Here is an 18,036-nt window from a genome sequence, read left to right on the forward strand (position 1 = left end):
TTTTTGTTATAATTATCCTATAATGCGAATTTCAAGGAGTGGTGATATGATTAATATTTTGGTTGTTGAGGATGAAGAACCAATTCGTGAGCTTATTAAGATGAATCTATCTATGGTCGGATATAATATTGAAACAGCCTCTAACGGTGAAAATGCTCTTTTGTTGATAAATAAGAATAACTATGATCTTATTTTATTGGATCTTATGATTCCAAAAATTGATGGGTTTTCTTTAATGAAAAATATTTCTAATTTAAAAATACCTGTAATTATTGTAACAGCAAGAGATAATATAAATGATAAAATAAAGGGTTATAACCTTGGAGCCGATGATTACTTAGTAAAGCCATTTGACAGTATGGAATTATTATTAAGAGTTAAAGCTTTACTTAAAAGATGTCCTCCTGATAATCTCCATGTTGAAGATATTTACACATTTGATAACATTGTTATTGATATACACAAACATTCCGTCACTAAGGATGGAAGCGAAGTAATCTTAACCTTAAAGGAATTTGAATTATTAGAAGAATTAATTTCAAATAAAAATATAGTTCTTTCTAGAGATTCACTCATAACTAATGTTTGGGGATATGATTATTTAGGTAATACCCGTACTGTAGATATGCACATACAGAAATTGAGGAATAAACTTGATACTGAACGAATTAAAACCATATTTAAAATTGGTTATAAGTTTGAGTATTAACCATGAAATTTAAGTACAAAATCGTTCTTATGTGTCTTACTATATATACGGTAGCATTACTATCAATTAACTTTCTCATATCTAAAAATACATATGACAAAATGCTTAATACTGAGATAACAAGAAACCTAAATATTGAAGAAACTATATATTTAAACCTTGCTTTTAATTTAAAATATAATTCATCTATTGAAAAGTCTAATTCATCTTTTCATAGTTTTTCTGAATATTTCGTGAACACCTTTGGTAATTCTACTTTGTTGTTATCAATAGTTACATCCTCAGGTGCTAATATTGCTTCTAACTATTCCAATAACATTTCCCTTGATAAAAGTGAATTAAATGACATAAAAAAGCTTGAACGTTCTTTTATATTGAAGCATATTGATAAAACCTATTATATGATTGTTTACCATAAGTTTAACTTTAATGGCAAGCAATATCATTTAAAAACAATACGAGATATTTCAGTAGTAGACAACATATCTAAAGAAAACTCTAGATTAATTTTAAATATAAGTTTAGTAGTTTCTATAATTATTATAATATTAACACTTATACTAACATCTATTTTAATGAATCCAATAAACAAACTTACTAGTATTGTAAAATATATTTCATCTGGCAATTATTCTAAGAGAATTGAACTTAAACACAATAAGAATGATGAGATAGGACAATTATCAAATTACTTCAATGTTATGGCTGATGTTATAGAAGATAAGATTTCTACTTTAGAGAATGAAAACCAACGAAAAGAAAACTTTATAAATAATCTTTCTCATGAGATAAGAACTCCCCTAACGTCAATTATTGGATTTTCTGATCTTTTACAACAAAAAGATTATGATAAGCCTTCTTTTGATAAAGGATTGAATTTTATTAATTCTGAAGGGAAGAGATTATTAAACATATCAAAACTTCTCCTTCATATAGCTAGATTAAAACAAGAAGAACTTGAATTTGAAACAATAGATTCTTCAATTCTTTTAAATGAAATCTATAATACAATGAAAATAAAATATAAGGATTCTAACATCTTAATCAAATTACAGTTATCACATGAAAACTACCTATTCAATATAAATAAAGATATGATTACATTAACCATATGTAACTTAATCGATAACGCATTTAACGCTTCAAAGGAAGATAGTTCTATATTATTTGGTACTAAAGAGTATGATAATAAACCATGTATCTTCGTTCAAGATTTCGGAATAGGAATGAAAGATGATGATATTAAAAAAATATTTGATCCTTTTTACAGAATAGATAAAGCACGTTCTAGAGAAACTGGTGGTGCTGGTCTAGGCTTATCTATATGTATGGAAATAATGAACTTGCATAATGGCAAAATAATTGTTGAAAGTGAACTTGATAAAGGTACTACATTTTATCTTCTCTTCTAAATGTAGAGATTCCCTAGTGAAACTTGATTTATTCTTGTATCAAAATCACCATGGTTCAAGGTGTTTTGTACATGTATAAATCAACTTTTGAACTGGAATCTCTATAGTTTTACAACTATTTTACATCTAAATTATAAGAATTATATTTCCATTTGTTAACATTGTTGTAGATGATACTTTAGGAGGTATAAAATGAAAATAAGATATTTTATAGTAACTTTATTTGTATGCATTACATTGGTAAGCTGTGGTAAAAAACAAATAGATGAAGGAGTTGTTTATGAAGCCTCTACTTCATCAGAAAAACTTGAATTTAACTCTAGTGATTCTTCTATGAATATAAAATTAGAAACACCACCATCAAATGATTCAAAGAATATTACTGCTGAGGGAGTTAGAAAGATTATCTTTGATTCTATTCAACTTGCAAAAGATACTAATAAATTTGAAGCTTCTGAAGGGAATATTGATGAGAATGTAGATGAGTATATATCTAATGTTTCTTCATATGTAAATAATGTTGTTAACGAAAGCCTTGATTTAAGTTCTATTGGTTCAGAAAATATTGATGTTGAGGGTATAACCTCTTTTGTTGAATCTGTTGTTAAAGCATCTCTATCAAACTCAAGTTTTGAGTCAACAAAAGACGACCTAATAGCAGAGAACAACTCTATCCCTAAATCAGAATATACTATAGATTTATTATATAATTCTGCAATGTCAAATAATCAAGATTTAGTATTAAAGATTATTCTAAATAATACAGTAGATATCAATACTAAAAACTCAGAAGGTGACCATATTTTATCCGCTGCTTTAGTTTTTGGTAACTGTGAAATGGCATCCTTACTATTACAAGCAGGAGCTGATGCTTATGAGTTAAATGATGAGGGATTAAGCTTTTATGACGAAGTAATGACTAATGGCTCGAAGAAAATGAAAGAGATTTTTAGTGAATACTGTGAAAAATAAAACACGATTAAAAACAAGTTGAGAATGATTGATGATTCTCACATACGTGAGAATCTACATTTTATTGTTCTTTAGATAAAGAAAGGTTTACTCATTTTATCTAAAATAAAATATTGTACTTTAAATACACTGTTTCATCAAGATGAAGGGAGTAAACCTTTTATTGTTTGTGAGGCAATAATATTAAAATTTCTCAAAGAGAAATGTCATTCGTTGTCCACTGTCAACTGTACACTGTCCACTATGTTTTTATTTATTTTACATTAAGTTTCCTATACCTATTAAAAGCCGCTGCAATTTCATTCTTTCTCGGTATTGCAAGATTACCAGGATGTCCTTTACTAGATGATACCTCGTCTAATCCTTTATTTTCTATAACGCTGTATATTTCATTGATCACATCTTTTAAATTCTTTCTATCATCAATAAGGTTCTTTATTGAGTATTTTATAATTTCTGTTATGCAATTTGTCTGGCTTCCACTGATAATTTGCTCCACAGATGATAAATCAATTTCCTCTTTATTTATGAGAATTTTATTTATTCCTTTAGATTTTATCTTACTCTTTCCTTCCATGCGTGGAAAACTGTTTTTCATAATAACTCTATCACAAGTTATATTAAACTCTTCTTCATTCTCAAAAATCTCTTCTTTCATAAATAACTCTTTAGCTTTATCAGTTACATCCATAGCCCTATATTCATCCATCATTATAACTGTATCAGCTTTTTGAAAATACTCTCCTGAACTTCCTATTACTAATATACTTGATACTCCATGTTTTTCATTTAGTTCCTTAACTCTATCAATAAATGGAGTAATTGGTTCCTTATCTTTATGAATCAACATTTTCATTTTATGATCTCTTATCATGAAATTTGTTGCACTTGTATCTTCATCAATAAGAAGTGTTTTTGCTCCAATCTCTAAAGCCTCGATTATATTTGATGATTGTGATGTACTTCCACTAGCATTCTCACTTTCAAACTTATAAGTATCTTTTCCATTAGGCAGATTATTTATAAAAGCTGAAATATTCACCTTCTCAACACTTCTTCCATCCTCTGCTCTAACTTTAGCCGCTGAATTATCCATAATAACAAATTCTCTACCATCATTAGCAATATGATTGTATACTCCTAATTCAAGAGCTTTTAACAATGTTGATTTACCATGATATCCTCCACCAACTATTAATGTAACTCCATTTTTTATTCCCATTCCACTTATTTCCCCTCTATGTGGGCAATTAAACGTTATTTTCATTGATTCTGGAGAAACAAATTTTATTGCTCCTTCTTTCATAGGCCTTTGTGATATTCCACTTTCCCTAGGTAAGACAGCGTTGTCTGCAATAAATGCACAGTACTCATTCTTTTTTAATTCTTCTCTTATATATTCCTGATCCTCTGCAAGCTTTATATGTTTCACTAAAGAGCCTTCGTTTATATTCTTGATATTCATTGATTTTTCAATAATCTTAGGTAAATATCCCAAAATCATATCAGCAGCTTCTTTGCCAGCAATTTTTCTTCCAAAAGCAGGTAACCCTATTTCTAGCCTAGCTTCAATGGAATTTTCATTAATCTTTATAGAAGTTCTATCAATTACTTCTTGGCCAGGTCTATCAATTCCTATAAGTCCACTTTTCCCAGATCCACTTACTCTATCGTATATAGAATAAATATTATTAGATATTACTCTAGTTAAATAGTCTTTGAATGCAATTTCTCTTATTTTGTTTTTGTAATATTTCCCTGGAAATCCATGCTTATTATTTTCTACTATTATTCTTATTTTAGATGGTGATGCAAATGGATCACCCTGTACATAATCAAATTTAATTTGAAAAAAACCTAAATTAAAACTTTCACCTTGTAACTCTTTATATGCCTTATATCCTTTTCCATTCAGTCTTTTTAACAAAAGCTCTTTCAAATCATTGTATTCTCTCATATCATACCCTCTTCTACTTTATCATTCTTATAAATTCTGCAAGATTCTTACGCTCTATACTCTTTAAAGATAATGCCCCTGATATTATACTCATCAAATTTACACCTATGAATAATATTGCTATCAATCCATATGGAATCTCATCTATAATATTACTGTTAGTCTTTATAATATATACTATTCCTCCCCCTATGATAGTTCCAATGGAAGAACTTATAAGCCCTAAATAAAACCCTTCTAATATAACCATTCTCTTTAATTGTTTTTTTGTCATACCTACAATTCTATAAATACTTAATTCTCTTGCTCTATTCATAATTAGTTGATTGGATGAGCTTATTATACTTAAAGCTGAAATTAATGTAATTATAAATACAATAATGATTGTTATTATTATTGTATTTCTCTGATAATTCTTATACTTTTCTTCATATGAAGTTGAAACTGTTACTCCATCTTTCTTATTTGTAATGTCATTAATCTCTAAAAGTATTTTTTGTTTCTCATTTAAACTATATCCATCAGCAAAGTCTATATTAAATTGTGAATAAAATCGATAATCTAGCAATTGACTAATGATATATTTGTGTATAAATATATATGGTTTTGTTTTATCATACTCAAACTCTGTATCATCATAAGAAACAATACCAATAACTTCAAAATTAATCGGTTTGTATTTTATCTCTGCTATATCTAAAAATGGAAAACTAATTTCAATACTATCTCCAACCATAAGTTCGGGATATTTTTGAGCAAAAGCTTCATTTACAACTACTTTTCTTTGTCGAGATAACTCCTCCATAACAGTTCTGCCAATTTTCTTTTTAACATTTTTAAATATATTTTTCTCAAATCCTATTGCAACTGATCTCAGATAAGTCTTTTCATCAATCTGATATGTAACTCTATTCTTTTGATCATCTTCAGATATGTTTACATAAACTTCTAAGTTTTGAAAGGATGAGATATCTTTTACCCCTTTTATTTTCGAAAGTTCTTCATAATCAAATGAAGTTAATTCAATTTCGTCAGTTCTTATAATAATGTCTGTATTCCATTTGTTCAAATTCCCCATACCATACGGTGAATTTTGAATAATTGAATTCACCACAATGAAAAATACAAATGCTGTACTGATAAAAATTATTCCTTTTTTTATTTTCTTAGGATTGCTCCATAAGTTTTTAATAGATAATTGCGTTGTTATTCCTACCTTCTGTATAATAGAATACCAAAACTTATTGTATGTTATATCTTTAATATATTTAATATTTGAATTTATAGTCAACATATCAAAAATATTCATCTTATCAATTCTTATTATATTCATAACAGCTATTGTTATAATTAATATTACAGAACATATACCTACTAATATGATGTTTGATATATTTACTGCATTAATAGGTAAATATATACCATATATTTTCAGAATTTCTATCACTGGTATATACGCAATAATCCCTAGAATCATTCCAATAAATATTGCTTTAAGATTGATTAATATTATCTCTAATGTAATCATTTCATACAATTGTTTTTTTGTACAACCTATAGCTCTCAAAATCCCTATATATCTTACTCTATCATAGTTAAAATTTACATATATATTATTTAATATTAATGTTGCTGCTAAAATTATAATTAATGCTATTAAAACTTTATATGCTTCGATAATTTTCATATTTTCTAATTCATTAATATAATTCACATTGTAAAATATTTTTTTTTCTGATATATAGTTATACCTTATTAAATCCTCTACAATAGTATCTATTTTTTTAATATCATCAAATTTAATATACACATCATATTTCTTTTTAGACGGTGCAATTTTATAGGTCTGTTCCTTGCTTACTAAACCTACTGTAAGCTTTGTATCCTTTTTATGTGATGTATTATTTAATAATCCAACAATCTGATAATAATCAGGTAAATCACTCAAGTAATCATTGTTGTTCAAATTAGAATCACCCAACGTGACATAATCTCGTATATTCTTTTGTTTTTCTGTATCCAAGTGTTCTAATACCCATTGTTCAAAAGCAATTTCTTTCTTTTTCCTTGGGTAATAACCATCTATTAGCTCTATGTTCAATAATTCTCTACTAATTTCATCATAATATCCAATTCGTGCAACTATATACTTCTCAGAAATTATATTGTCAGAATATTTGTCCACTACCCCAATTTTATCTATATTGTTATTGCTTTTAATTATCTCCAATTCTTTACTGTTTATATCACGTATTTCTATATGATACTTACCATAAATACTTTCAACATGTTTAATTTTATCCAAAACCATAGCGTCACATATAAATATAAGCAATGAGATTAGAGCGATTATTGCCACAGTTGTTATTACTATTGATTTAGATCTAACACTATTAGAATATAATATCTTTCTGTTCTTAAAAGATTTATTATTATCTAGATACAACTTAATTTCCCCCTATTATTCTTCCATCCACTAAATTTATAGTTCTATCTGCATGTGCTGCAATAGTAGGATCATGGGTAATCATGATTAAAGTTTGATGATATTTTAATACCGATAATTTCATAAGGTTTATTACATCTTTAGCTGTTTTAGTATCAAGATTACCTGTAGGTTCATCTGCTAAAATAATAGATGGTTTTGTTATTAATGCTCTAGCAATAGCTACCCTTTGTTTTTGCCCCCCCGACAATGAACTAGGATAAAAATTAAGCATTTCTTTTATATTCATAAAACTAACAATCTCATCTAAATATTTAGAATCAACCTCCCTATTGTCTAATTCTAAAGGTAATAATATATTATCTTTAACAGTTATACTTGGTATAAGATTGTAAAATTGAAAAATGTACCCAATCTCTCTTCTTCTAAATATTGTTAATTCCTCATCACTCATTTTATAAATATCTTTATTATTTACTATTACTCGACCTTCATAAGGTTTATCTAATCCACCTATTAAATTCAATAAAGTACTTTTTCCCGATCCACTAGGGCCTACTATTGCAATAAATTCTTTCTCTTTTACAGATAAATTAACACCTCTAAGTGCCATCACTTTTGTATATCCCTCAATATATATCTTACTAAGATCTTTTACTTTAACAACTTCCATATTATATCCCCCCTCTTTTTACCTCTTAGGAAATATTATAGTGAACTCACTTCCCTTATTTACTTCACTTTTTACTTCTATATATCCATCATGCTTTTCTACAATTACCTCTGATAAAGATAACCCAATTCCTGTACCATTCCTTTTTTCATTATTTCTAAGTGTATTCTGCCCTTGGTAAAATCTTTTAAATATTTTAGGAATATCTTTTTCATGAATTCCAACCCCATTATCTTTTATTGAAATTCTTATAAGACTTTCTCTCTCTTGTAAGTGAACATCGATATTTCCACCTTTTTTAGTATAATCTATGGAATTTTTAATTATATTTCGAATTGCCTCTCCAAGCCATCTTCGATCATGTTCTAAAAATACGTAATCACTATCATGATATAAAGAAAGCTTCTGATTTTTTATGTTAGCATTATATTCTAAAGCTTTGACCTCTTCAATAACAGTTTTAGATAGATTATATTCTTTTTTATTTATCTCAATTACACCTGTTTCTAATCTTGTGATTTTCAATAAAGACTGAATTAACCATTCCATCCTATCAATCTGTATAACACTCTTTTCTAAAAAATCAACAGCTACTTCTTTTTCTTCTAATGTTCCATCTAAAAGTAACTCATTAAACATCTTTAAAGAAGCTAGTGGCGTCTTCAATTGGTGTGATATATTTGAAATCATATCTTTTAGAAATTCCTTCTCATCTGTTAGTTGCTTAACTGTCCTTTCAAGTCTTTTACTCATTTGATTAAATTGAAAAGATAATTTTGAAATATCTCCTTCTTTCTCATTACTAATAACAACAGCATAGTTACCTTCTACTATTTTTTCTGCATTATAAGTTAATTTCCTTATAGATTCATATATCTCTTTAAATACTGAACGAATTGATACGAAACATAGTATAAATAATATTATTATCAATAGATTAATTATATATTTAGAAACGTTGATTGTATCTAATATACTGTCATACTGATTTATTTTACTACTGTCCGTATATCCATATTTCATAAATGTATTACTTCCATTTTGAATATACTTATTGTCTAACTCTTCAGTTAATCCATCATATAAAGTTTTTTCCATTGCCGGATTTTCGGCTATTATTTTTCCCATTACATGAAATGATCTTTGGTTTAATCTATAAGTCATCTTATAGTTAACTGAAATCAATATAATATTAATAATTACTAAAAATATTAAAAATATAGCTAATAATTTCTTAATAATTTTTTTAAATTCAGGGTTTACATGTAGCATTATATTCATATTTATTTGCTCCCTTGATTCCATTTATATCCTAAACCTCTAACTGTGATTATAAATCTTGGTCTAGATGGATCATCCTCAATTTTTTCTCTAAGTCTTCTTATATAAACTGATAATGTGTTATCATCAACAAATTCTCCGTTTATATCCCAAAGTTTCTCAAGTATCACATTTCTACTAAGAGTCTTTTGTGGACTTTTCATAAACATAGCAATAAGCTTATACTCCATAGTAGTCAAGAATATTTCCTTCCCACCCTTCATTAACTTTCTTTCCATTAAATTTAATGTTAAATTTCCAGATGAGATTTTATCTATATATTCATTAGATTCTTTTTTCATGTTACTTCTTCTTAATGCAGCTCTTAGTCTTGAAACTAGTTCTCTTACTCTAAAAGGCTTTGTTATATAATCGTCTGCCCCTAAATCTAATCCTAATACTATATTAACTTCTTCATCACATGCAGTAAGAAAAATTATAGGTACTTCTGATTTTTTTCTAATCTTTTCACATAATTCAAATCCGTTTCCATCAGGTAACATTACATCTAAAAGAACTAAGTCAAAATTATCTTCTTCAAAAGCTTTTGCTCCGTCACTTATACAGTTTCTAACTTTTACATTAAAACCTTCTTTTTCTAATGTATATTTAATTCCAATTGCTAACGATTCATCATCTTCTATTACTAGTAATTTTTCCATACTTCTCTCTCCTTAAATAAAAAAATATTTACATTTACCCTTTATAAAAAGTATACCATAATAAAATAAGACACGCCTTAGCATGTCTAAAATTTATTGTATTCCATTCAATAAATAATATATAGAACAACCTATTTGTATAAACCAGATAAACAAAACTAATCTACCTAACATTGCAGCTGTTTTTCTTATTATATTTCCTTTAGATATCATAGCTATTATTGCCAATAGAATTACTATACCAGTAGCTAAGAGACACACATTTAATAATGACTCACTTAATATTCCTAACATATTTACAAGATCCATAAAATAATCACCCTCAATATAATTTTATAACAAATAGTATAATATTATCGTATATATATTTATCTATCATTTATATTTAAACTTTAGGCATATGAAAAAAATAAACAAGTCAGATTATGAAGTAATTTTGATTATTTTCTATGCACTCAATCGAGCGCATACTCACTGTATGTAAGCGATTGATTAACGACGAAAAGAATCAAAAGGACGAGTAAGATGACTGGTTTATTTTTTGAATATACCTTAATAGTATAATATCATATTTTACCCTTATATTGTATAAGTTTCGCAAATCAATTCTGTTACTATTATATACTGTTCTCATTATATTTACACTTTTTCCTCAAAAATCTATTTGTGATTGTTACTCTATCTGATATAATTAAATATGTTTATATTATTGATTTGCTTCAAATTAATATAGAAAGAGGTGCATAAGTGAGTACTTTTATGCTTGGTTCTAAACAATTAAATTATACTATTGTAAGTAATATTTTTATTGATAAATACATGGCTGATGCTCGTGGCGAATATATTAAGGTTTATTTGCTAGGATTAAAGTATTGCCAGAGTGGAGAGTTAGGCGCTACGTCAAATATAATATCAAGTTCATTGAATTTATTGGAGAGTGACGTGTTAGATGCTTGGAAATATTGGAATGAAAAGGGTATTATTAAACTTACTTCAATTGATTCAAATGATAATTATAGAGTAGAATTTTTAGATCTTACTAATTGTAATTTTTCAGAAGTCGATCAATCAGTGAATTTATTGCACGAGTTAGATAATTCATCTAATAAAAGCATGTTCTTTGAGATTGAAGCTTTAATAGGTAGACCTTTATCTTCTAAAGAAATGACAGTTTATCTAGGTTGGCAAAAAGATTTTAATTTTTCTCCAGAACTAATCTTATTATTGATTCAATATTCCGTTTCCAAAGGTAAGACAGATTTCAGATATATTGAAAAAATAGCCATTGGTTGGCATGATGCTAAAATTTCAAATATAAGTGATGCTCAACAATTTATTAAACAAAATGAAGACAAACGAATAACTATGAGAAAAATCCTTAAATATCTTGGATTAAGTTCAGAAAATATAGCTAAGCCGCAAGAACAAATATTAGACAAATGGATAACTATTTATAAATTTCCTATTGAAATTATTTATAAAGCCTGTGATATATGTTTTGAGCGTTTAAACAAAGCTGAATTTAAGTATATTGATGCTATTCTTAATAGCTGGTTTAAAACTAATGTTAAGACATTACAAGATATTGAAAGAGTAAATAAGAAATCATTTAAATCTAATGCCACTCGAAAAACTAAAGGAAGTTTCGGTGATTTTGAACAGAGAAATTATGATTTCAAAGAATTAGAAAAAAAATTATTAGGATGGTCGAAAGATGATTAAAGGATATCAAGAAAAGGTTCTTAATCTATATGATAAAAAAAGAAAAAATAATACAGAACTTTTAAAGAACAGAAAAACTGAGATATATTCAAAAGTTCCTAGAATTAAACAAATAGATACTACCATTACTAAATCCTTTATTGATTTATCTACAAGCGCTTTTAAAGAGATACCTAATAGAGAATCATATTTATCTGATTTAAAAGCTAAAATAACAGACTTAAAAGTAGAAAAAAGTGAACTTCTAGTTCAATATGGGTACCCAATGGATTATCTAAATGAAATATATGAATGTAAAAAATGTGGAGATACCGGATATATTGGTGCTAAGAGATGCGAGTGTTTTAATAAAACTCTTGTGATGCTATATTATGTTACTTCTGAACTTAAAGATATACTTCTTTCTAATAATTTCTCAAAATTTAGACTAGATTATTTTGAGAATCATAGATTTAATGATATGGGTAGTCCAAGGAAAAATATTGAGAAAATATTATATAAATCTAAAGAATATATACGTGATTTTTCATCTAGTGATGAAAATCTATTCTTCTATGGTAGTGCTGGTACAGGAAAAACCTTTTTAACTAACTGTATTGCAAAAGAGCTCTTAGATAAAGGTTATTTGGTTATTTATAAAACATCCGATGAATTAATTGAATCGTTAAAAGAAATTAGATTTGATAAGGATAAAGTTTTAGAAGACGCCATAATTAACTGTGATCTTCTGATAATAGATGATTTAGGTACTGAATCAGATACAGATTTTACAAGATCAGAACTCTATAATCTACTTAATAAAAAAATACTTACTAATAAGAAGATGATTATTTCTACTAATTTTTCATTAGAAGAGCTAATGAACAGATATTCTGAAAGAATTACATCTAGATTATTTGGCAATTTTACTGTTCACAAATTTTATGGAGAAGATATAAGAATCAAACTTAATTTAAAAAGAATACATTAAAAAACACGCAGAGCGTGTTTTTTTAGTTGAAAATAGATTTTTATGGTTTAATCTACGATGAAACATTTATTTGAAAAATACACGATTTTATATTGAGTAAAATAAAAAAGCTTTCAACTAATGTTGAAAGCTTTATGGAGCTGGCAATAGGACTTGAACCTACAACCTGCTGATTACAAGTCAGCTGCTCTACCAATTGAGCCATGCCAGCAAGCATGTATGGCGACCCAGAAGGGATTCGAACCCTCGACCTCCGGCGTGACAGGCCGGCACTCTAACCAACTGAGCCACTGGGCCATATTGTTTTATAAGTAATGTGGTGGGAACAACAGGGTTCGAACCTGTGACCCCCTGCTTGTAAGGCAGGTGCTCTCCCAGCTGAGCTATGCTCCCACATTATGGTGACCCATAGGGGAATCGAACCCCTGTTACCGCCGTGAAAGGGCGGTGTCTTAACCGCTTGACCAATGGGCCTTATTAAATTTTGAAAATGGAGCTGGCAATAGGACTTGAACCTACAACCTGCTGATTACAAGTCAGCTGCTCTACCAATTGAGCCATGCCAGCAAGCATATATGGCGACCCAGAAGGGATTCGAACCCTCGACCTCCGGCGTGACAGGCCGGCACTCTAACCAACTGAGCCACTGGGCCATATTGATTTATAATAATGTGGTGGGAACAACAGGGTTCGAACCTGTGACCCCCTGCTTGTAAGGCAGGTGCTCTCCCAGCTGAGCTATGCTCCCACATTTGGTGACCCATAGGGGAATCGAACCCCTGTTACCGCCGTGAAAGGGCGGTGTCTTAACCGCTTGACCAATGGGCCTTGCTTATATATAAACCTTGTTGTAAAGGATTGCATAATTGTGATAGTTATAGTTAATGTAATTCTTATAAAACTGGCGACCCAGAAGGGATTCGAACCCTCGACCTCCGGCGTGACAGGCCGGCACTCTAACCAACTGAGCCACTGGGCCATATTGCTTTATAAGTAATGTGGTGGGAACAACAGGGTTCGAACCTGTGACCCCCTGCTTGTAAGGCAGGTGCTCTCCCAGCTGAGCTATGCTCCCACATTATGGTGACCCATAGGGGAATCGAACCCCTGTTACCGCCGTGAAAGGGCGGTGTCTTAACCGCTTGACCAATGGGCCTTGTTTTTTCACCAACAGTGATTATTGTACCCTGTGTGATGATTTTTGTCAACACTTTTTTTTTACTTGGGAGTGTTTGTTGAGAAGTTATCTCGAAACCCGACAAGCAATATCATACCGAATTTTCGTCAATATGTCAACAGTATTTTAAAAATTTTTTTTATTTATCTCTTTTTTTAGGTATAATTACATATAGATAAACCAATTCTATGGATTATCTGATGTAGGAAGGAGTGATCGTTTTGTTTCATGATATTATCGTAATTGGAGGCGGAGCCTCTGGAATTATGGCATCTCTAATAGCAAAGGATATGGGTAGTGATGTTGCTATAATAGAACATAAAGATAGAGTTGCAAAGAAAATTCTTATAACCGGAAATGGTAGATGTAATATTTCAAATAATAGTATAGATATTAACAATTATCATACCAATTCCTCTAAGGAACTTTTACAAAATGTTTTATCAAATTTTTCTTTGACCAATACCATAGATTTTTTTAAATCAATCGGCTTGAATTTGACTTTACTTGAAAATGATAAACTTTACCCCCTATCACTTCAAGCTTCATCTGTTGTTGATTTACTCTTATCTTCTTTGAATGATAAATCTATACCATTATATTTAAATACTAATATAATTGATATATCTAAGAAAGACAATAAGTTTTTAATTGTCACAAATAAAGATGAATATTCATGTAATAAGCTAATTATAGCAACTGGTGGTAAGTCATATCCAAAGACAGGTTCTGATGGATCTGGCTATAAATATGCTAAGATTTTTAAACATAATATAGTAAAACTTATGCCAGCTATAGTTCAAGTTACACTTGATTATCCAAAATTAAAAGCATTATCTGGAACTAAATTTAATGGGAAAGCTTCCGTTTTTGTAAATAAACATATGATTCGTTCTGAATATGGGGAAATATTGTTTACTGATTATGGAATTTCTGGTCCTCCAATTCTTCAGCTTAGTAGAATAATCTCAAGAAACTCAAATTGTACTATTGAATTGGATATGTTCCCTGATATGTCTTCTAAAGATTTAAGTGAATTTTTAGAATCCCATTGGGGTATTATCGGTTACAGAAGTATTCATGACTCTTTTATAGGTATCATGAATAAAAAATTAATACCTATATTTCTAAAAGATTGTGGTATACAGAATATCCATAAACCTTGTTGGGAAATAACTAAGGATGAACATGATATAATTATTAATAAACTTAAATCATGGATATTCATCGCTACAGGAACAAAGAATTTTGATTCTGCTCAAGTTACTAGTGGCGGAGTTTCTCTTGATGAGATAAACCCTCTCACTCTTGAATCAACAAAAGAAAAAAATCTATTTTTCTGTGGTGAAATACTTGATGTTGATGGTGATTGCGGTGGATACAATCTTCAATGGGCTTGGAGTTCTGGCGCTGTTGCTGGTAAAAACGCTTCAAATAAATAAAAGCACGCCTAAGCGTGCTTTTATTTATTCTGATGATATAATAACAATATTGTCCCATGTATTCTTTATAGAGTTAATTAAGTCTTCTTCATAATAAAATCTATCTTTTCCCTTTGGTTTACCATCTTTATATACGCTACCAAAATTATATGGATCATATACCTCATAATAAAGTTTGTCATCAACAACTATATATCCTTTTATTATTATATAATGCTTTTTCACTTGAAGTTTATATCTATTAACATGACTGTCTTCATCAGTCTCATAAGGTATATATTTAGGATCAATATATGCTATAACGATATTATCATCATCAATTTGTTTTTTTATATCATCTTTATTAACATTTTCAGATACACTAGCTGGTACTGAGAATTCATTGAAAAAATCAATTAATGTTACTAAAAACCACTCATCTCCACCAGGGTAGTATATTTCCCTTGATCTCTTAACACTTATATCAAGGTCTTTATTTAACCATTTTTTCGCCATAACAGCCACTGCTGGTCCACTATTATTTTCTGAGTATTCCCCTGTATTCCCTTGATCTATATACCATTCATAGTTAGTATCAATAGATTTTCTATCTGATTCATAGGTCCCAAGTCCTAAACTTTTATCCAATTTTATCTTCTCAACTGTAAATTTTTGGTTTATTCCATTTAACATAATATTATCATATACAGAGATTATTTCTCCTTTAACCACTATGCTATATTCTTCCTTTGGTATTAGATTATCTAATATTTTAATGGATAACTCTTTATCACTGTTATTTACATAGTCTATTTCAATACCTAGTGATTTTTCTTTACTATCTATCACCTTTATAGCTTCATATATTTTATCATTTTTTATTATAGGCTGATTAAATATTAATTTTATTTTATATTGCTCATCAATTATTGGATTTAAAACCTCCAATGGTTTCATATTGACATTAAACTCTTGTGAATAATAATTATTAATCTTAATGTTATTTTTATTATATATGTCATCAATAATTAATTTGTATTTTTTATTTATTTCATACTCTTCTTTAGGCTTAATAACTATTGACTGTCTAGATTCGTCACTAAAACCCAAAGTTATTTCTTTTAGTTTACCATTTTCATCTATTATTTTTATAGAATTCCTAATATTGTCCAAATTCACTTCATATTCAAACTTTACATACCATGTTCCATAATCATCCATAGTCTCCGCTTCAATAATAAAATTTTGATATTTATTATTTAAATTTATAACAACATATATGCTTAATAATACGAAGGTTATTACCGCTAAAATTTTTATTATCTTCTTCATCTATTTACCTCAATATATTATATTTCTTAATACAAAGTAAAAAAAGTAAAAAAGGATAGCTTAGTACTATCCTTTTACTAAGCTATTTTATTTAACTCTTCTAATAATTTTTCTAAATCTAAACCATGTACCATTGAAGCCTCTTCAATAGTCTCTGCTTGTGCTGATGGACATCCAACACAACCCATTCCGAATCCCATTAAAACTTCAGGTGATTTAGGGAAGTTTTTAACAACTTCTCCTATAGTCATATCTTTTGTGATTTTCATAATATCACTCCTTAAACTTTTTTATAATATTTTAATTCATCAAAAATATTATACCACTTTTTATTATTCTTCGTAAATTTAGCAGAAAAACTTCGTTACTTGAATATTTTTTATTAAATAGAAAAAAATAAGTATATAGTGTATTTTATCCCAAAATAATCATTATGGAGGTTTATTAGTATGAATTTTAGAAAAACATTTGTATTCTTATCAATTTTTGTGTTCTCTTTATGTAATATAGTATTTGCTATTTCACCTATTACTATTAAAACTAAGGAAGTTAAATATAAAACTAATTATTTCAAGTCAAATCTTAAAATACCAGTAATTAATGAGTTAACCAATACATCACTCAAAGATAATATTAACAAAAAATTTGACAATCAAGCAAACATACTCAAAGATGATATCGAATCCTTAGCTAAAAGATATTATGATGAAGCAAAAAAAGAAGGTTTAACAATAACCCCTTATATTGTCTCTACAGACTATGAAGTTAAATTAAACGATAATAATATGCTAAGTATATTAAATGCCTTCTATGAGTATACTGGTGGTGCTCATGGCAATTATTATTATAACTCCACCACAATTGATTTATCAAAAGATACAGAAGTTATATTATCATCCCTATTTAAAGAGAATTTCGATTATAAAGATACAATTATAAAAAAGATACATAAAGATATGGATCTTGACCCTGAATCTTACTTCAAAAATGCCAAATCATTAATAAACAGTATTTCTAATGATACTAAATTTTATTTAGAAGAAGACAATTTAGTTGTTTATTATGATCTTTACGAAATAGCGCCATATTCAACAGGTGTTCCCGAGTTTAAAATACCTCTTAAATCATTCTCTACAGGATATATCTATAATTAAAACTGAATGTATAATTGATAATAGATAATGTATAATGATAGATGCTTCTCACTTGCGTGAGGAGCTATATTTTATTTTTCTTTAGGCCAAGGATTGTTTTATGCATTTT

At 28.4% G+C, this 18,036-nt stretch carries 15 protein-coding genes and 11 tRNA genes; 7 read left to right on the forward strand and 19 right to left on the reverse strand.

The genetic code is table 11. From position 1 onward, the window contains the following. Positions 1–46 precede the first annotated feature (46 nt). The 3 genes from KDK92_RS21505 to KDK92_RS21515 all read left to right on the forward strand — a co-directional run bounded on the left by KDK92_RS21505 (position 47) and on the right by KDK92_RS21515 (position 3,093). Complete coding sequence (locus KDK92_RS21505) at positions 47–709, forward strand: response regulator transcription factor (RefSeq protein ID WP_250861470.1); 663 nt, start codon at positions 47–49, stop codon at positions 707–709. 2 nt (positions 710–711) lie between these two features. Beyond that, positions 712–2,121: a HAMP domain-containing sensor histidine kinase gene (locus tag KDK92_RS21510; RefSeq protein ID WP_250861471.1), complete on the forward strand. Its 1,410-nt coding sequence runs from the start codon at positions 712–714 to the stop codon at positions 2,119–2,121. A gap of 192 nt (positions 2,122–2,313) precedes the next feature. Beyond that, a complete protein-coding gene (locus tag KDK92_RS21515) occupies positions 2,314–3,093 on the forward strand; it encodes an ankyrin repeat domain-containing protein (RefSeq protein WP_250861472.1) in 780 nt (259 codons plus the stop codon). Positions 3,094–3,346: 253 nt separating this feature from the next. On the opposite strand, the gene KDK92_RS21520 is transcribed toward KDK92_RS21515, so the two are convergent. From KDK92_RS21520 to KDK92_RS21545, 6 genes are all read right to left on the reverse strand, one after another. After that, positions 3,347–5,050, reverse strand: coding sequence for an ABC-ATPase domain-containing protein (locus KDK92_RS21520; protein ID WP_250861473.1), 1,704 nt, complete (start codon positions 5,048–5,050; stop codon positions 3,347–3,349). A gap of 13 nt (positions 5,051–5,063) precedes the next feature. Then, positions 5,064–7,496, reverse strand: a complete 2,433-nt coding sequence (locus KDK92_RS21525) for an FtsX-like permease family protein (protein WP_250861474.1) — start codon at positions 7,494–7,496, stop codon at positions 5,064–5,066. A 1-nt stretch (position 7,497) separates the two neighbouring features. Further along, entirely contained in the window at positions 7,498–8,169 is a 672-nt protein-coding gene (locus tag KDK92_RS21530) for an ABC transporter ATP-binding protein (RefSeq protein WP_250861475.1), read from the reverse strand. Between the two features lie 18 nt (positions 8,170–8,187). Continuing rightward, positions 8,188–9,450: a HAMP domain-containing sensor histidine kinase gene (locus KDK92_RS21535; RefSeq protein ID WP_250861476.1), complete on the reverse strand. Its 1,263-nt coding sequence runs from the start codon at positions 9,448–9,450 to the stop codon at positions 8,188–8,190. Between the two features lie 2 nt (positions 9,451–9,452). After that, positions 9,453–10,151 (reverse strand): response regulator transcription factor, encoded by a 699-nt coding sequence (locus KDK92_RS21540; protein WP_250861477.1) that lies wholly within the window; start codon positions 10,149–10,151, stop codon positions 9,453–9,455. A gap of 93 nt (positions 10,152–10,244) precedes the next feature. Next, positions 10,245–10,460: a hypothetical protein gene (locus KDK92_RS21545; RefSeq protein ID WP_250861478.1), complete on the reverse strand. Its 216-nt coding sequence runs from the start codon at positions 10,458–10,460 to the stop codon at positions 10,245–10,247. A gap of 438 nt (positions 10,461–10,898) precedes the next feature. Between KDK92_RS21545 and KDK92_RS21550 the strand changes: the two genes are divergently transcribed. Further along, entirely contained in the window at positions 10,899–11,873 is a 975-nt protein-coding gene (locus KDK92_RS21550; RefSeq protein ID WP_250861479.1) for a DnaD domain protein, read from the forward strand. After that, the gene (locus tag KDK92_RS21555) at positions 11,866–12,843 is read left to right on the forward strand and encodes an ATP-binding protein (RefSeq protein WP_250861480.1); all 978 of its coding nucleotides are present in this window, start codon (positions 11,866–11,868) and stop codon (positions 12,841–12,843) included. The genes KDK92_RS21550 and KDK92_RS21555 overlap by 8 nt, the downstream gene beginning before the upstream one ends. Positions 12,844–12,978: 135 nt before the next feature. Here KDK92_RS21555 and KDK92_RS21560 read toward each other — a convergent pair. The 11 genes from KDK92_RS21560 to KDK92_RS21610 form a co-directional block, all read right to left on the reverse strand. Beyond that, a tRNA-Thr gene (locus KDK92_RS21560) sits at positions 12,979–13,054 on the reverse strand. Between the two features lie 9 nt (positions 13,055–13,063). Next, positions 13,064–13,140: transfer RNA gene (locus KDK92_RS21565), tRNA-Asp, on the reverse strand. A 20-nt stretch (positions 13,141–13,160) separates the two neighbouring features. Further along, a tRNA-Val gene (locus KDK92_RS21570) sits at positions 13,161–13,236 on the reverse strand. Between the two features lie 6 nt (positions 13,237–13,242). Then, a tRNA-Glu gene (locus KDK92_RS21575) sits at positions 13,243–13,317 on the reverse strand. Positions 13,318–13,334: 17 nt separating this feature from the next. Further along, positions 13,335–13,410 (reverse strand) — tRNA-Thr (locus tag KDK92_RS21580). Between the two features lie 9 nt (positions 13,411–13,419). Beyond that, a tRNA-Asp gene (locus tag KDK92_RS21585) sits at positions 13,420–13,496 on the reverse strand. 19 nt (positions 13,497–13,515) lie between these two features. Then, positions 13,516–13,591: transfer RNA gene (locus KDK92_RS21590), tRNA-Val, on the reverse strand. A gap of 5 nt (positions 13,592–13,596) precedes the next feature. Then, positions 13,597–13,671: transfer RNA gene (locus KDK92_RS21595), tRNA-Glu, on the reverse strand. Between the two features lie 74 nt (positions 13,672–13,745). Beyond that, a tRNA-Asp gene (locus KDK92_RS21600) sits at positions 13,746–13,822 on the reverse strand. A 20-nt stretch (positions 13,823–13,842) separates the two neighbouring features. Next, a tRNA-Val gene (locus tag KDK92_RS21605) sits at positions 13,843–13,918 on the reverse strand. Positions 13,919–13,924: 6 nt separating this feature from the next. Next, positions 13,925–13,999, reverse strand: a tRNA-Glu gene (locus KDK92_RS21610). A 242-nt stretch (positions 14,000–14,241) separates the two neighbouring features. Here KDK92_RS21610 and KDK92_RS21615 point away from each other — a divergent pair. Next, a complete protein-coding gene (locus tag KDK92_RS21615; protein WP_250861481.1) occupies positions 14,242–15,462 on the forward strand; it encodes a BaiN/RdsA family NAD(P)/FAD-dependent oxidoreductase in 1,221 nt (406 codons plus the stop codon). Positions 15,463–15,486: 24 nt separating this feature from the next. Here the strand turns inward: KDK92_RS21615 and KDK92_RS21620 are convergent, their stop codons facing one another. Together KDK92_RS21620 and KDK92_RS21625 are read right to left on the reverse strand one after the other, a co-directional pair. Further along, a complete protein-coding gene (locus KDK92_RS21620; RefSeq protein WP_250861482.1) occupies positions 15,487–16,773 on the reverse strand; it encodes an Ig-like domain-containing domain in 1,287 nt (428 codons plus the stop codon). 77 nt (positions 16,774–16,850) lie between these two features. After that, positions 16,851–17,042, reverse strand: a complete 192-nt coding sequence (locus tag KDK92_RS21625) for a DUF1858 domain-containing protein (RefSeq protein ID WP_250861483.1) — start codon at positions 17,040–17,042, stop codon at positions 16,851–16,853. A gap of 180 nt (positions 17,043–17,222) precedes the next feature. Here KDK92_RS21625 and KDK92_RS21630 point away from each other — a divergent pair, with 180 nt between their 5' ends. Continuing rightward, the gene (locus KDK92_RS21630; protein ID WP_250861484.1) at positions 17,223–17,927 is read left to right on the forward strand and encodes a DUF3298 and DUF4163 domain-containing protein; all 705 of its coding nucleotides are present in this window, start codon (positions 17,223–17,225) and stop codon (positions 17,925–17,927) included. Positions 17,928–18,036 lie beyond the last annotated feature (109 nt).

The organism is Oceanirhabdus seepicola, assembly GCF_023684385.1.
Taxonomy (GTDB): Bacteria; Bacillota; Clostridia; order Clostridiales; family Clostridiaceae; genus Oceanirhabdus; species Oceanirhabdus seepicola.

Excerpts from the sequence above, each read along its gene's own strand:
- KDK92_RS21505 (WP_250861470.1), top strand. The coding sequence starts at position 47 with ATGATTAATATTTTGGTTGTTGAGGATGAAGAACCAATTCGTGAGCTT.
- KDK92_RS21510 (WP_250861471.1), top strand. The coding sequence starts at position 712 with ATGAAATTTAAGTACAAAATCGTTCTTATGTGTCTTACTATATATACG.
- KDK92_RS21515 (WP_250861472.1), top strand. The coding sequence starts at position 2,314 with ATGAAAATAAGATATTTTATAGTAACTTTATTTGTATGCATTACATTG.
- KDK92_RS21520 (WP_250861473.1), bottom strand. The coding sequence starts at position 5,050 with ATGAGAGAATACAATGATTTGAAAGAGCTTTTGTTAAAAAGACTGAAT.
- KDK92_RS21530 (WP_250861475.1), bottom strand. The coding sequence starts at position 8,169 with ATGGAAGTTGTTAAAGTAAAAGATCTTAGTAAGATATATATTGAGGGA.
- KDK92_RS21535 (WP_250861476.1), bottom strand. The coding sequence starts at position 9,450 with ATGAATATAATGCTACATGTAAACCCTGAATTTAAAAAAATTATTAAG.
- KDK92_RS21540 (WP_250861477.1), bottom strand. The coding sequence starts at position 10,151 with ATGGAAAAATTACTAGTAATAGAAGATGATGAATCGTTAGCAATTGGA.
- KDK92_RS21545 (WP_250861478.1), bottom strand. The coding sequence starts at position 10,460 with ATGGATCTTGTAAATATGTTAGGAATATTAAGTGAGTCATTATTAAAT.
- KDK92_RS21555 (WP_250861480.1), top strand. The coding sequence starts at position 11,866 with ATGATTAAAGGATATCAAGAAAAGGTTCTTAATCTATATGATAAAAAA.
- KDK92_RS21620 (WP_250861482.1), bottom strand. The coding sequence starts at position 16,773 with ATGAAGAAGATAATAAAAATTTTAGCGGTAATAACCTTCGTATTATTA.
- KDK92_RS21625 (WP_250861483.1), bottom strand. The coding sequence starts at position 17,042 with ATGAAAATCACAAAAGATATGACTATAGGAGAAGTTGTTAAAAACTTC.
- KDK92_RS21630 (WP_250861484.1), top strand. The coding sequence starts at position 17,223 with ATGAATTTTAGAAAAACATTTGTATTCTTATCAATTTTTGTGTTCTCT.